Source organism: Streptomyces sp. NPDC048484 (assembly GCF_040651415.1).
Taxonomy (GTDB): domain Bacteria; phylum Actinomycetota; class Actinomycetes; order Streptomycetales; family Streptomycetaceae; genus Streptomyces.
Genome location: NZ_JBEZJY010000004.1, coordinates 80,300 through 94,326 on the forward strand (window position 1 = coordinate 80,300; position 14,027 = coordinate 94,326).

A 14,027-nucleotide genomic window follows, 5' to 3' on the forward strand; every position below is an offset into this window, starting at 1 on the left:
GAGTGCGGCGCGCAGCGCGCCCGGGGGACAACCGGTAACGGACAACGGACAACGGACAACGGGTATACGGGGGAGGTGTGGGTGCCATGCGGCCACTCGACGTCGATGAACCCACTGTCGTGGGGCCCTACCGGCTGCTCGGCCGGCTCGGCTCGGGCGGGATGGGCCGCGTCTATCTGGGCCGCAGCGCGGGCGGCCGTACGGTCGCCGTCAAAATCGTGCACCCGCACTTCGCGCTCGACGAGGAGTTCCGCGCCCGGTTCCGCCGCGAGGTGGAGGCGGCTCGGCGTGTGGGCGGCGCGTACACGGCCCCGGTCCTCGACGCCGACCCGGACGCCCGCATCCCGTGGGTGGCGACCGGCTACGCGGCGGGCCCCACGCTGAGCGCCGCGGTCACCGACTCCGGCCCCCTCGCGGACCATTCCGTACGGGTCCTGGGCGCCGGTCTCGCCGAGGCGCTGTCGGCCGTGCACGGCCTGGGCCTGGTCCACCGCGACGTCAAGCCCTCGAACGTGCTGCTGACCCTCGACGGGCCGCTTCTCATCGACTTCGGTATCGCCCGTGCGACGGACGGCACCGCGTCCATCACCTCGACAGGCGTCTCCATCGGCTCGCCCGGCTACATGTCGCCCGAGCAGATCCTCGGCAAGGGGGTCACGGGCGCGGCCGACCTCTTCTCGCTGGGTGCGGTACTGGCGTACGCGGCGACGGGCTCGTCCCCGTTCCCCGGCGACTCCTCGGCAGCCCTGCTCTACAAGGTGGTCCACGAGGAGCCCGAACTGGGCGCGCTGGCGGGTGGGTTGCGGGAGGTGGTGGCCGGGTGCCTCGCCAAGGACCCGTCCGTCCGCCCGTCCCCGGCGGCTCTCGCGACCGCCCTCGCCCCCGAGGGCGCGGCACGGCTGGTGGCGGCGGGATGGCTGCCCGGACCGCTCGTGGAACAGGTCAGCCGGAGCGCGGTACGGCTGCTGAACCTGGAGGCGGCGGGAGCGGCGGAGGCGACACCGTCGGGAGTGGTGGGCTTCAGCAGTCCCTCGGTGGGGGAGGCCGCGTCGTCCGGGGCGAACTCGGGCCCTGCTTCCGGGCCGGCTTCTGCACCGGCTCCCGGGCCGGCCTCCGGGACGACACCCTCGGAGGCGGACGCCGGTCCGGCCCCGGGCGGGGCCCCAGATGCGGCGGAGGCCGCCGACGCGGCCGGTGTCGGAGCCGGTGACGGGTCCCCGTCCGCGGCCGGCGTGTTCGGCCCACCGGACCCGTCGTACGCGTCCCACTCGCCCTACTCCCCTCCTTCTTCCCCTCCTGCCTCCCCTCCTTTCTCTTCTTCCTCCCCGTACGCGGACCACGGGTCGCACCCGCCCCACCCCGGCACCCCCGGCCCCACTCCCACCCACGTCCCGGAACCACGTGACGCCACCGGCGGGGCCGCCGTTCCCGCCGGCAAGGTGTCCGTCAGCGTGGCAGCGACCTCCGTGCCGGGCGCAGGCGGCCGTGGCCGCAAGCTGAGCTGCACGGTCGCCCTCGCGGTGGCCGGAGCGCTGGCGGCGGTGACGTTGGGCTCGGTGTTCGTGCTCGACCTGCTGCCGAACACCGACTCGGACGACCGCGACTCGGGAGCCGCAGACCAGCCGCCCGCGGCCAGCGCGGCCCCTTCCACCGGGGGCAGTGCCGGCCCCTCCCGCGGCGAGGACACCACACCCTCCGCCGTACCGGAGTCCTACCTCGGCACCTGGGAGGGCGACGGCTTCGCCCTCGACGGCAAGCTCCCCATGGGCAGGTTCCGCGTCACGGTCCGCCAGGCCGAGACGGGCGACCGGCTCGGCACCTTCCGCCAGACCGACCTCATCGGCGGCACCTGTGACACCGACCTCTTCCTCAAGAAGGTCACCGCCGGACAGCTGGTCGCCACGAGCGTGGCCAAGCCGTCCGCCACGGCCAAGTGCACGACGGGCCGGCACGAGGTCCGTCTGATCCCGGTCGGTGACGACCTGCGCTACGAGACGGACAACGCGGAGGCGGGGGACCCGGTGGCCCGCATGTCGAAGGTCGGGTAGCGCGCAGCCCGCTCCTGCCGCCTGCGCCGCCCGCCTGCTCCGTCCGCCGTCCGCCGCCCGTCTCCGCCTCCCCGCGCGCCGCGCCGGCCCTGGCGATTACTACTGTGTCTGCGATAGCGAACACCACCATGCGCACCGTAGGCACCACAAAGGCACCACAACGGCACCACGACCAGACGTCCGGACTCCGGAAGCTGTGAATGAACGGGGAAGGCCCGACCATGGAGACACTGCAGCCCGACGATCCACGGGAGTTGGGCAGCTACCGGTTGCTGCGGAGGCTCGGTGCGGGAGGCATGGGACGGGTCTACCTCGCACGCTCGCCGGGCGGTCGTACGGTCGCCGTCAAGGTCGTACATCCGGAGCTGGCCGCCGACACCGACTTCCGCAACCGCTTCCAGCACGAGGTCGATACGGCCCGCGCGGTCTCCGGCCGCTACACGGCCCCGGTCGTCGACGCGGCGCCGGACGCCGCACTGCCGTGGCTCGCGACCTCGTACGTCCTCGGCCCCGATCTGACAGACGTCGTGGAGGCACACGGCGCGCTCCCCGAGCGAACGGTCCGTGCGCTGGGCGCGGGCCTCGCCGCAGCGCTGCAGGAAATCCACGCCGCGGGCCTGGTCCACCGAGACCTCAAGCCCTCCAACGTCCTGTTGGCGGCGGACGGCCCGCGTGTCATCGACTTCGGCATCGCGCGGGCGGTGGACGGAAACCGTATGACGCAGACGGGAGTCGTGGTCGGCTCACCCGGCTACATGTCGCCCGAGCAGGCTCTGGGGGAGGACGTCGGCACCGCCGCCGACGTCTTCTCGCTCGGTGTCGTTCTCGCCTTTGCCGCGACGGGCCGCAAGGCCTTCGGCGAAGGCCTTGTCTCACACGCCGCGATGCTCTACCAAGTCGTCCACGGTGAACCGGATGTCACCGGCGTGCCGCAGTCGCTCTCCGGCCTGGTACGCGCCTGCCTGCTGAAGGATCCGGCGCAGCGTCCCTCACCCGCCGAGATCGTGGCCGCCCTGGCGCCCGGTGGAGTCGAGGGGCTGCTGACGAACTGGCTGCCGTCGGCGGTCGCCTCGACGATCGCGACGCACGCGGCGGGAATCCTGGACCTGGAGGCGCCGGAACAGCCGCAGGCGCCGCAACCGTCGGAGGTACTGCCGGCTTCCGGGTTCGGGCCGCCGCCAACGATGGTGGACGGGGCACCGCCCGCTCCGGGGACTCCCGCGACGGGTACACCCGCTCAGGGATACGGGCAGGGCACCCCGCCGTACGGATACGGGCAGGGCACCCCGCCGCACGGAACCGGCGGGCCGCCCTCCGGCGCCGTGCAACTGGGAGACACCGGATCGGCTGCGGCTCCGACCGCGTCCCGCCGACGTTTCCTCGGCCTGGCCGCGGGCGGTGCCGCGGTGGTCGCGGTCGGCGGCGGCGCCGCCTGGTGGCTGACCCGGCCGGACGACGAGGACGGTGCGTCGGCGGCTGCCGGAGGAAGAACGGCCGGGCCCGCGCCGGGGAACTTCACGACACCACCGGCGGGTACGGCACCGCAGCCCCTGTGGCACAAGTCGGTCGCCGAGGACAGCATCAGCACGACCGAGAAGCTGCAGCTCCATGAGGGGCTGCTGTTCATCAGCGGCGACCCGCTGGTGGCGTACGACGTGAAGACGGGCAAGCAGCGTTGGTCCCGCAAGGACGTGCTCCCGTTCGGTGCCCCGCTGCTGCTCAACGGCGGCAGGCTGTTCATGGCTGACACGGACACGAGCGGCGCGCTCAAGGCACTGGATACGACGACGGGTGAAGAAGCCTGGCGCAGCCGCCTCGGCAAGGACCTGAAGGTCGAGAAGACGATCGCGATCGACGCGAAGAACGTCTACGTCACGGTGACCGACTTCAGCGACTCCCGCAGCGCCACGGACTTCCGTACGGGTGTCGCGGCCATCAGCCACAGCACGGGCAGGACGGTGTGGCTCCAGAAGCGCGACTGGGGCACCAACGACTACGACGTCGACGGAACCGCCTCCGGCAAGTACCTCGTCTACGCGGACTCCAACTACAACCTCACCGTCCGCGACACGGCCACTGGCACCCAGCTGTGGACCCGGAAGATCGGCAGTGACTGGACCTGGCGCCCCACGGTCGCCCCCGGCCCGGGTCTCGTCCTCCTCCCCGGTACCAAGCTGACGGCGCTCGACATCGAAACCGGGAAACCCCGCTGGACCCTCTCCCCGAACGGCCGTCGGGGCTTCGACAACCCGACGGTCGTCGACGGTGTCCTCTACACCGCCGACCACGACGGCGGCGTATGGGCGGTCGACGTCAAGACAGGCAAGAGGATCTGGCTCTGCGAGGACCCGGGCGCCGACGAGGCACCCGCCCAGTTCGTCCGGGCGGGCGGGACCTTGTACGGGGCCTCCGCCATGGACGGGGGCGGGGTCTTCGCACTGGATGCGAAGAGCGGTCGGGCGCGGTGGGTCTACAACGACAACAAGGATCCGGGGGAGCCGTGGCAGGTTGCGCTCTCCGGGAACCGGCTGTTGGCTACGCATGGCTATGAGATCTATGCGCTGCCTGCGGTGTGATGCGCACATGCTCGACCAGGACGACAGACCACGGGACTCGGCACTGCGGCTGATCTCCGTGAACGGATGTAGTGAACGTGGCCGCACGGGCCGACGGGGAGGAACGCAACCATGCAGGTGCTGGTGACTGTGGTGCACGAGGGCGGTGAGCCTCAGGACCTCATGGTCACCATGGACGACGCCGCTACCGCCGGCGACGTCGCGGAAGCTCTCGCTGAGGCCCTCGGCGGCCAGAGGCCACCCTCCGGAGGCCTGATGCCGAATGTCGTGGCGTTGCCGGGCACATCACTGGCCTCGCTGCCCGGTCACGGCGGAAGGGGCATGGAGGCACCCACGCTCTGGGCCGACGGCCTCCCCTGCGACCCGACGGCTCCGGCGGCCACTGTGCTGCGCGACGGCATGCGGGTCTCCGTCGACGACACGATCGGACCGCTGCTGCGCCGGGGAGAGCCCGTCGGGCAGCACGAACTGAGGGCTGCTGGCGGGCCCGCCTCCGGCCGGGTGGTGCGGCTGGGCGCCGGGCTGGCCACGGTCGGATCGGCCGCCACCTGCTCGATGTCCCTGCCGGACCCCTCGTTGCCGCCCGTGGCGATCCGTCTGACGGTGGACGTCCGGGGTGGGGCCGTACTCGACCCGCAGCCTGGCGTCGAGGTACGGCTCGACGACGAGACGGTGCGGGGCGGGACCGCGTGGCCGCTCGGCGGTGTGGTTCGCATAGGTGATTCGCTGCTCGTTCTCGACCAGGTGGCCGAGCCGGACGCGCACCTGTCCGCGATGAGCGAGGGCGGCCTCGCGTACAACCGGCCTCCCCGGCTCTCCCCGTTCCGGCCCCGGCGGCGGCTCGTCGTACCGCAGCCGCCCAGCAAGGGAGAGCGGGCTCGCTTCCAGTTCATCATGGCCTTCACGCCGATGATCTTCGGCCTGGTCATGTACTTCGTCACCAAGCAGATCTACATGCTGCTCTTCTGCCTGATGAGCCCTGTGATGATGGCCGGCCAGTGGCTGAGCGAGAACCGTGAGGGCAAGCAGAAGCACAAGACCTCGGTCAAGCAGTACAAGAAGGATCTCGCGGCCCACGAGGCCGAACTCGTACTCGTGGGCAAGGAGGAGCAGCGCGATCGGCGTACCGGCCATCCGGACCCGGCGGAGATCCTGCTCTTCGCCACGGGTCCGCGTCGCCGCCTCTGGGAGCGCAGGCTCACGGACCCGGACGCGATGCAGCTGAGGATCGGCGTCGGCGGGCTGCCGTCCGACGTCGAACTCGTACCGGGACGCGGCGGCACCAACTACGACGAGGACCGTCCGGAACCACCGGTCCTGCCGGACGTTCCGGTGACGCTTCCGTTCTCGGAACTGGGCGTCGTCGGCGTGGCGGGCGATCGCGCCCGCGCACTCGCGACCGCACGGTGGATGGGCGTGCAGGCGGCGGCTCTGCACAGTCCCAGAGACCTCTCGCTCGTCTCGCTCTCCTCGACGGCGGCCGCCGGCGCGGAGTGGAGTTGGGCCCACTGGCTGCCCCACACGGCGCCCGACCAGGGCCAGGACTGCGTCGCCCTCGTGGCCTCGGACTCGGAGGCCATCGCCCGCCGCGTCAACGAGCTGCTGAACGAGCTGAACCGGCGCAAGGCTGCCCGCGAGCACCAGAACACCATGGGGCAGCTCTACCCGGACCCCAACGTCCTGGTGATTCTCGACGGGGCCCGGCTGCTGCGCCGGATGCCCGGGCTCCCGCAGATCCTCACCGAGGGGCCGCAGTACGGGATCTACGCACTGTGTATCGACGAGGACGAGCGCCTGCTCCCGGAGGAGTGCAAGGCCGTCGTGTGCTGGACGCCTGACGCGTCGCACCACGTCCGGGTACGGGGTTACGGCCTTGAGGCAGTGGGCGAGGTGCTGGCCGACCAGGTCACGTTCGAGTGGTGCGAGCTGTTCGCCCGTTCCCTCGCGCCGGTACGGGACGTCAGCCGCGACGACGCCGGCAGTGCGCTGCCGACCTCCGCCCGGCTGCTCTCCCTGCTCGGCATGCCCGACCCGACGGGCGGTGACGTGGAGCGGATCTGGCAGGCCGGTGGTTCGACGACGGCCGCTCCCATCGGCATCGCGGCGGACGGGCCGTTCGTCCTGGACATCCGGCGTGACGGTCCGCACGCGCTCGTCGCGGGCACGACCGGTGCCGGTAAGTCCGAGTTGCTGCAGACGATCATCGCGTCGCTCGCTGTCGCGAACCGGCCGGACGCTCTGAACTACGTACTGATCGACTACAAGGGCGGCAGCGCCTTCATGGACTGCGCCCGGCTCCCGCACACCGTCGGCATGGTCAGCGACCTCGACGCACACCTGACAGAGCGCGCTCTCGCCTCGCTCGCCGCTGAGCTCCATCGCCGCGAGACGATCCTCTTCAACACCGGCACCAAGGACATCGAGGACTACAACGACACCCGTAAGTTCCGGCCCGAGCTGGAGCCGATGCCCCGACTCGTGCTGGTCATCGACGAGTTCGCGTCGCTGGTCGCCGAACTCCCCGACTTCATCGCGGGACTTGTCGACATCGCCCGGCGTGGCCGGTCGCTCGGTGTGCACCTGATCCTGGCGACGCAGCGGCCGGCGGGTGTGGTGAGCGCGGACATCCGCGCCAACACGAACCTGCGTATCGCGCTGCGCGTGACGGACGCCTCGGAGTCCCTGGACGTCATCGACGCGCCGGACTCGGGCGCGATCGCCAAGTCCACACCGGGCCGCGCCTATGTGCGCTCGGGCGCCCAGTCGCTTGTCGGGGTGCAGTCGGCGCGTATCGGTGGCCGCAGGCCCGCGACCGGCGGGAGTGGGCCCAAGGCGACGATGGTCCCGTTGTCCTGGAACGCGTACAGCCGTCCGTTGCAGAAGCGGACGGAGGCCGAGGACGACGGCACCATGGTCACCGACCTCGCCGTCCTCGTGGACGCCGTCCGCGGCGGAGCCGAGAAGATGGGCTTCGGCGAACAGCGAAGCCCCTGGCTGCCGCCGCTGACCGAGCTGGTCACGCTGGACGAACTCGCCGCGTACGACAGCGATCCGGTGTCCGGTGGCTCCGGTGGCTCCGGTGGCTCCGGTGACGACGTCGCGCCGGTCCCCTTCGGCCTGATCGACCTGCCGGCTCGGCAGAGCCGTAAGCCCCTGTCCCTGGACCTCGTCCACGGGGAGCACAGCCTGTTGCTCGGCGGTGCCAGGTCCGGCCGTTCCACCGCCCTGCGTACGCTGGCCGGATCGATAGCCCGCAGTACGTCTCCGCACGACGTACACGTCTACGGCATCGACTGCGGATCGAACGCGCTGCTGCCGCTGGTGCGGCTGCCGCATGTCGGCGGCGTGGTGAGCCGTGACGAGCCCGACCGGGTACGCCGTCTGATCGACCGCCTGCTCGGCGAGATCGCCAGACGTCAGCAAATGCTCGCCATGGAGGGCGCGTCAAGCGCCGCGGAACAGCGGGCGAGTGCAGCTCCGGAGGACCGTCTCCCGTGGATGGTGCTGCTGCTCGACGGCTGGGAGGGCTTCGCGTCCACCTTCGAGAACTACAACTACGGGCAGTTGCTCGAATCGGCCCAGCGAATCTTCCGGGAGGGAGCCGCGGTGGGCCTCAAGGTCGTCATGACCGCCGACCGGAGCGGTCTGAGCGGCCAGGTCTCATCCGCCTTCGCGGATCGGCTCGTGTTGCGCTTCGCCGACCCGAACGACTACTCCACCGCGGGGCTCCAGGTGCGCGAGGTACCCAAGAACATGCCACCAGGACGCGCCCTGCGGATCACGGACACGGGCGTGGACGAGACACAGATCGGACTGCTCGCCGAGGACCCCGCGGGCCAGGCGCAGGTGCGTGCGTTGCGGGAGATCGCCGAAGAGGCGGGCGCACGCTTCGGACGCCTTCCGGCCGAGCGCCGGCCGATGCGGGTGGACGCGCTGCCCGCGCGTATGACGGCGACCGAGGCACTGGCCCTCGACCCGGGCTTCACCCCGCCGTCGCCGCTGTGGGCGCTGATCGGCGTGGGAGGCGACGAACTGCACCCGATCGGGATCGACCTGGAGGAGAACGGGCCCGGTTTCCTCATCGCGGGGCCGCCCAAGTCGGGCCGTTCCACGGTGCTCATGGCCGCCACGGAGTCTCTGCTGCGGGCCGGCACCCGCGTGGTGCTCATCACCCCGCGCAGGTCCCCGCTGAGGGAACTCGAAGGCCGTGACGGCGTACTGGGCCTGCTCAACGCGGACAGCAGGGAGAGCGACCTGGAGGAACTGGTCGAGAACCTCGCGGAGGACCCGTACGTCGTCGTCGTCGATGACGCCGATCTGCTCTATGACACGCCACTCGACGAGGCGTTGGAGTCCGTGATCCGCAAGGGGGCGGACGGTGGCATCGGGCTGCTCGCCGCCGGTGCGACGGACAGCCTGTCCGGTCAGTACCGAGGCTTCTCCGTCGAGGCACGCAAGTCCCGCAACGGCCTGCTGCTGACGCCTCAGAGCCCTTCGGAGGGAGAGCTTTTCGGCATCAGACTCCCCGCGAACAGCGGTGGCGGCCCGGCGGGCAGCGGCTTGCTGGTGTCCGGCGGAGCGTTCATGCCGATCCAGGCGGTCATGAACGGCTGACGTTCCGGAGACCGCAACCAACGACGGCGGGGCACCCACCCCAAGGAGATCTCCCTTGGGGTGGGTGCCCCGCCGCTCTGTGGCAGTCGCCCCTGGATCAGGTGGCGCGCTCGATGTTGTCGGCGCTGGTGTTCGCCGACTTGCTGGCCTCGTTCAGCGTGTCGACCCACTTGTCGAAGGTCGGCTTCACGTCTGCCCAGTCGTTGCGGAAGCGGTCGGCCTTCGGGCCCTTCCAGTAGCTCGAGCTGTCGGCCGTGGCCTTCTGCAGAGCACTGATGAGGATCCGCAGATCGTCACCCTTCTTTCCGTAGAGCTTGGACAGTTCCCGGAGCCTTGGTAGATCTGCACCGCGATCCATGACGATCCTCCCCGTGTGTAACAGAGGCAAACGGACTATCCGTTTGCACCAGTGGACGCTACCGCAACGACAGTAGGTCCCGTAAAGGGGGAGCAACCTCGAGACGGGCGAACCTTCTGCTTAGATATGCCGATTGCGAAGTCTCGCCCGTTTTGTCTCACTGTTCGTCGCGAGTTTGTGGTTAAGGCTTGGTGAGGTCCGTCGAGGCTTTGCCCTTTGGCTTCTTGGGCCGGGGGGGCGGGGGGCCGAATGTGCGGAGATACCAACGGCGACGCAGGATTACCGCCACCATCAAGGCTGTGCATAGCAATGTCAGTGCCGCAGTGCCGAGGATGGGGAGGCTCAGGTATGGAGGGTTTTCGACCCAGGCTTGAGAAAGGACTCGAGATGGATCCTCGGAATCGTACGTCACCCTAAGATTTTCGCCGACCTTGACGTCCGGCAACATTCCCGCAAACTCGGACATGTCGGCCTTCGTGGTTCCGTTGGAGTTATCGAACCGCACCTTCATATGTTTCGGCTTGTCGTCTACCTCCGTAACCACGGCGGAAGTAGTTATTCCCCGGTCGTCAAGATCATCTGTGAGCGCCTTGGCGGGAAGCAGTAGTGCCAGAAATATTCCAAGACACAGCAATGACATACCCAGCCCCGCGAGAATGAATCGGAGTTGAGGGAATATCGGGCGTCTCAGCTCTGCTTCACGGGCTGCTAGTTCGATGCTGAAGGCATTGGAGTCTTCAACGTGTTGTGGCAGCTGCCACTTCCCCTTAGAGGTTTTCCTCTTCTGCTTCTTACTAGCCACAGTCGTCCAGCCTCATGAGAACCATCCGGTCACAGCGCCCTTCACCGATGACGCCCCATTGCTAATCGATCTTCCTGTGTCCTTTACTGCCTCAGTAGCGGCATTGACAACCTTCCTGCCAGTTTCGGTCTTGATCATATAGGAAACGGCGTATCCGGCGCCGAAGCCCAGGACGACGCCTGCCGCGATGCCCCAGCCAACAGGGCCTCCAGCGAGTGCAACTGCGCCTACGCCAATCCAGGTGCCAGCTGCGCCAGCCGCCATGCCGCCTGCGTTTGCCGCAATGGCGACATCCTTTTCTTCGCCATGACCGATGTCCCAGGCGGTAGCGCCGATCGTGAGGACCGTGCCCACCAGAGGTAGCTTTCCACCTGCACGTAGAGTTTTACCGAACAGTGATGTGGTGCTCGGAGGGCGGAGGCCGGGCGCCTTTCCAATGAGCCAGCTTCCACCGTCGTCCACGGAAGTCTCCATCAAGCGGGAGAATGATCCCATGCCGTACTTGGAAAGTAGCCGCTCTGCTTCGCGTGCGGAGGACTTGGAGGCCCTAGCGCTTTTCTTGGTTGCGTTCTTGAGTTGCCTTTTTTGTGCTTTGTTCATCGCGGCGATACGGTCGCGGTACTTCTGACTCGCTTCGTCGGAAAACTTTTGCGCCTGGTCCCAGTAGTGACTGGCAAACTTGGACTGCACTCCAATGACACTGGCCAGTAGACCAGCGCTGTCGGACCACGTGTCCGCAGGGTCGCCCAACTTCTTCACTGCAATCTTCGTATGCTTCCAGGCGATCTCCCAAAGCTCTGGGTCGTCCCCTTGCATGAGCGCGCGATTGAAAACGGCCCCAGGGTCGTCCTTCGGGAGATCTCCGTGGAAGAGTGCCACTGCCTTATCGAAACCAGGAGCAGGTGACTCGGCATTAACGGCAGTGGTGAAGGCTGAGCCGAAGAGTCTGACGTCGTCCTTGGCCGTGGGGGCGTTGGCCGTGGCAACGGCCATGGGCAGGTTCTTCAGGAGCTCCGGGTCCATCTTCGCGTAGAAAGCCGAAGCGAAGTCGGGGTCTCCCTTGTGCTTGCTCAGTACCTCGGCGATTCGATGGAACTCGGCACCGGCTTTGCCTGGATCGAGGTCCCCAGCCTTGGTGGCCGCGTCAGCGAGTTCCTTGCCATCCTTTCTGGCTTCCGCCACGGTGGCGATGGGCTCGCGGAGTTGGACCATGGGCGCCTTCGGCCCGTACCTGCCCTCCACCTCCATGGCTGCGGCCAGGGACTGGCGGCGTCGCAGCATGGGCAGTTCATCGTCGACCCAACTGGCAATCTTCCCGATCTCTGTGAGGCTGCCAGTTTCCAGCCCGTATTTCTGAAAACGGCTCAGATAGGACGTCTTGGCCCTGTGTAGTTTCTTACCACTTCCTTCGAGACTGTTGATGGTCTTGAGGAGATTGTGAGGATTAATTCCGGAGAAGTTCGGGTCAGTCATCGGCCTGCTCTTCCGCGAAGCCCTCAGCCAGTTGCGGGTCGACCAGGATCGCCTGCGCCCCAGAACCCGTCAGGGTTCCCTCCATCGCTTCCGTAGGGACGATCACCCATGCCTGCTCCTGGCCCAAGGCCTCGACGAGGAGGGGTACGGACGTGAAGGCGAGAGCCACCAGCCGTTCCTGTCCTCCCTCGGCCGCCACCGGCATGAGCATGACGTCGATGGTGCCGCCACTGAGTGGGGAACCATCCGGGTTCTGGCGGACCTTGGTCATGGTGGGAAGCACCAAGACGTCAGGGACCTCGCTGGTCGTTGCTGCCGAGTTCATCTCGCCAGATTAGGAGGGCGGCTCGATGGGAGGCAACGTGATCAGCTGTACAAGCGAGGAACTGAGGCGCGATTGTCGCGCAGCGGGGCTGGATCTTATCCGCGCGTCTTGAGCGGCACGTGCTGGTATAAGTGATGATCGGTTGACAGGGGCGAGGGAAGCAGGGGGACGGTGTCGGATCCGGAACCGAAAGTGTCGAATCCACGTAAGTCGGATTTGGAGAAGCTGCGAAGCGATGTGGCCAAGGAAGTCGAAGAACTCAGGAAGGCGCTCAAGGAGTCGGCCGAAGACATAGGCGGTGACACGGTTTGGGTGGGTAAGAACGCTCGATCGTGGCACAAGGAGCTGGACGGCCGTCACAAGAAACTGGGTGAGCAGGTCGATAAGCTCCTCCCGATCATTGACGCAGCCATCCGGAGCGAGCCGGAGAAGGTATCGCCGAGCGAGGCTCGGGCCTACAACAAGGGGATCTGAAGTACTCGTCGAGGACTTGAGGATGTTGAGGCGGCTTGAGTCGGCTGCGGCGGGCACCCAGCGGGAGCCCGCCGGCTGCTGTGGCTAGGGTGGGGGCTCTGGGACGGCCGGGGAGGCAAGTGTGGCAAATCCAGATATTCAGGAACTCAATCAGCGTGCCGCGCGGTTGCGGTCGCTCGCGGACCACATCGACTCCCTCGTGAGTCAGTCCAAGACGCACAGCACCACCGTCATGAAGACCTGGGCAGGCCCGAACGCCGACGCCGTGCGCGGCAAGCTGGGGACGTGGCAGACGACGTGCGGCACCGTCGCCAAGGCGTTGCGGGACGAGGCGCAGCAGTGCAGCCAGGATGCCAAGGGTTTGCAGGACGATAAGAAGTGAACCGACCGGCGGCGACCGCTGGATCAAGGCAGGAGACGAGAACAGTGCCTTCGTACGACAGTTCCCGCGGACGTTTCCGGCTGGCCGACCGCCATATCGCGGTGTTCGCGCATCTCCTGGACGGTGAGACGCCGCCGGAGGAGCTCTGGGTCTCCCTCACCGAGCTGCAGCGGATCGGCCTGGTCGGCGAAGAGGGCGAACTGGCCCCGCTGCTGCGCGATGTGCTCGGCGCCCTCGCCGACCCCATGGTCATGATCCAGGTGGAGGTCACCGGTGAGCACGGCCCGGTCAACCACGGCGTGGTCGTCGGCCAGGAAGCGGTCATCTCTCACGACGGCTGGCCCGGCGAGGAAGAGTCCGAGTACGTCTCGATCGAGCCCAACACTCTCGTGTGGGAGCTCGCGCGCAAGGTCAACCTGCACCGTGGCGAGAAGCCCGAGAAGTCGGAGAAGAACGCCGCGGACGTGCGTATCGGAACGACGATGGGCGCCCTGGACGCCGCGTTCGTAGCGCTCGGCGAATCGAGCGGTGACGACGCAACGTCTCGTGACCTGGCACGTAAGGCGGTCGTAGAGGCGGACAGCACCCTCAAAGACCCGGACCTCGGCCAGTTCCTGGAGCTTGTCGCCGCCCTCAACGCCACTTGGCGGATCACAGTGGCCTGGGACGGCAAGCACGAAGGCGAGCGCGCCGCGATGATCCGCGCCCTCGCCGTCTGGGACTGCGGCCCTCTCGGTTACTGGATCCGCGAACAGCCCGAAGAACCCATCGCACCGGGGCAGGTGGGTCCCGAGAGCGCGCTGGTGGTGGTCAGGTCGAACTCGGCGGAGGTCTGGGAGAAGATCACGGACTTGCTGCCGGACAGGGAAGATCTCGTCGACGAGGACTGAGTTTCACTGTCGAATCGGGGCCGCGCATCACGGTGTGCGGCCGCGAAGGTCTCCGGTGACTGGTGACTGGTGACTGGTGACTGGT

The 14,027-nt window shown here is 68.0% G+C and carries 10 protein-coding genes; 6 read left to right on the forward strand and 4 right to left on the reverse strand.

The annotated features are described in order from the left end of the window. Positions 1 to 86 precede the first annotated feature (86 nt). From AB0D14_RS05100 to AB0D14_RS05110, 3 genes are all read left to right on the forward strand, one after another. Positions 87 to 2,048, forward strand: a complete 1,962-nt coding sequence (locus tag AB0D14_RS05100) for a serine/threonine-protein kinase (protein ID WP_362774887.1) — start codon at positions 87 to 89, stop codon at positions 2,046 to 2,048. A 221-nt stretch (positions 2,049 to 2,269) separates the two neighbouring features. Next, positions 2,270 to 4,624: a PQQ-binding-like beta-propeller repeat protein gene (locus AB0D14_RS05105; protein WP_362774890.1), complete on the forward strand. Its 2,355-nt coding sequence runs from the start codon at positions 2,270 to 2,272 to the stop codon at positions 4,622 to 4,624. 111 nt (positions 4,625 to 4,735) lie between these two features. After that, positions 4,736 to 9,238 carry an FtsK/SpoIIIE domain-containing protein gene (locus AB0D14_RS05110; protein ID WP_362774893.1) on the forward strand — a complete coding sequence of 1,501 codons (4,503 nt, stop codon included), beginning with the start codon at positions 4,736 to 4,738 and terminating at the stop codon, positions 9,236 to 9,238. A 97-nt stretch (positions 9,239 to 9,335) separates the two neighbouring features. Here the strand turns inward: AB0D14_RS05110 and AB0D14_RS05115 are convergent, their stop codons facing one another. From AB0D14_RS05115 to AB0D14_RS05130, 4 genes are all read right to left on the reverse strand, one after another. Further along, entirely contained in the window at positions 9,336 to 9,596 is a 261-nt protein-coding gene (locus tag AB0D14_RS05115) for a WXG100 family type VII secretion target (protein WP_362774896.1), read from the reverse strand. A gap of 181 nt (positions 9,597 to 9,777) precedes the next feature. After that, on the reverse strand, positions 9,778 to 10,398 hold the full coding sequence (locus AB0D14_RS05120) for a DUF3592 domain-containing protein (RefSeq protein ID WP_362774899.1): 621 nt from the start codon (positions 10,396 to 10,398) through the stop codon (positions 9,778 to 9,780). Positions 10,399 to 10,410: 12 nt separating this feature from the next. Continuing rightward, positions 10,411 to 11,871, reverse strand: a complete 1,461-nt coding sequence (locus AB0D14_RS05125) for a hypothetical protein (protein WP_362774902.1) — start codon at positions 11,869 to 11,871, stop codon at positions 10,411 to 10,413. Beyond that, positions 11,864 to 12,196, reverse strand: a complete 333-nt coding sequence (locus tag AB0D14_RS05130) for an SAV_915 family protein (protein WP_362774905.1) — start codon at positions 12,194 to 12,196, stop codon at positions 11,864 to 11,866. Before AB0D14_RS05130 ends, AB0D14_RS05125 begins: the two co-directional genes overlap by 8 nt. Positions 12,197 to 12,433: 237 nt before the next feature. Here AB0D14_RS05130 and AB0D14_RS05135 point away from each other — a divergent pair, with 237 nt between their 5' ends. The 3 genes from AB0D14_RS05135 to AB0D14_RS05145 all read left to right on the forward strand — a co-directional run bounded on the left by AB0D14_RS05135 (position 12,434) and on the right by AB0D14_RS05145 (position 13,942). Continuing rightward, positions 12,434 to 12,670: a hypothetical protein gene (locus AB0D14_RS05135; protein WP_362774908.1), complete on the forward strand. Its 237-nt coding sequence runs from the start codon at positions 12,434 to 12,436 to the stop codon at positions 12,668 to 12,670. Between the two features lie 121 nt (positions 12,671 to 12,791). After that, positions 12,792 to 13,052, forward strand: a complete 261-nt coding sequence (locus tag AB0D14_RS05140) for a WXG100 family type VII secretion target (RefSeq protein WP_362774911.1) — start codon at positions 12,792 to 12,794, stop codon at positions 13,050 to 13,052. A gap of 44 nt (positions 13,053 to 13,096) precedes the next feature. Further along, entirely contained in the window at positions 13,097 to 13,942 is an 846-nt protein-coding gene (locus AB0D14_RS05145; RefSeq protein ID WP_362774914.1) for a hypothetical protein, read from the forward strand. The last annotated feature ends 85 nt before the right edge of the window (positions 13,943 to 14,027 follow it).

Bases quoted from the DNA above. Each gene is read 5' to 3' on its own strand.
- AB0D14_RS05105 (WP_362774890.1), top strand. From the start codon at position 2,270: ATGGAGACACTGCAGCCCGACGATCCACGGGAGTTGGGCAGCTACCGG.
- AB0D14_RS05130 (WP_362774905.1), bottom strand. From the start codon at position 12,196: ATGAACTCGGCAGCAACGACCAGCGAGGTCCCTGACGTCTTGGTGCTT.
- AB0D14_RS05125 (WP_362774902.1), bottom strand. From the start codon at position 11,871: ATGACTGACCCGAACTTCTCCGGAATTAATCCTCACAATCTCCTCAAG.
- AB0D14_RS05110 (WP_362774893.1), top strand. From the start codon at position 4,736: ATGCAGGTGCTGGTGACTGTGGTGCACGAGGGCGGTGAGCCTCAGGAC.
- AB0D14_RS05100 (WP_362774887.1), top strand. From the start codon at position 87: ATGCGGCCACTCGACGTCGATGAACCCACTGTCGTGGGGCCCTACCGG.
- AB0D14_RS05115 (WP_362774896.1), bottom strand. From the start codon at position 9,596: ATGGATCGCGGTGCAGATCTACCAAGGCTCCGGGAACTGTCCAAGCTC.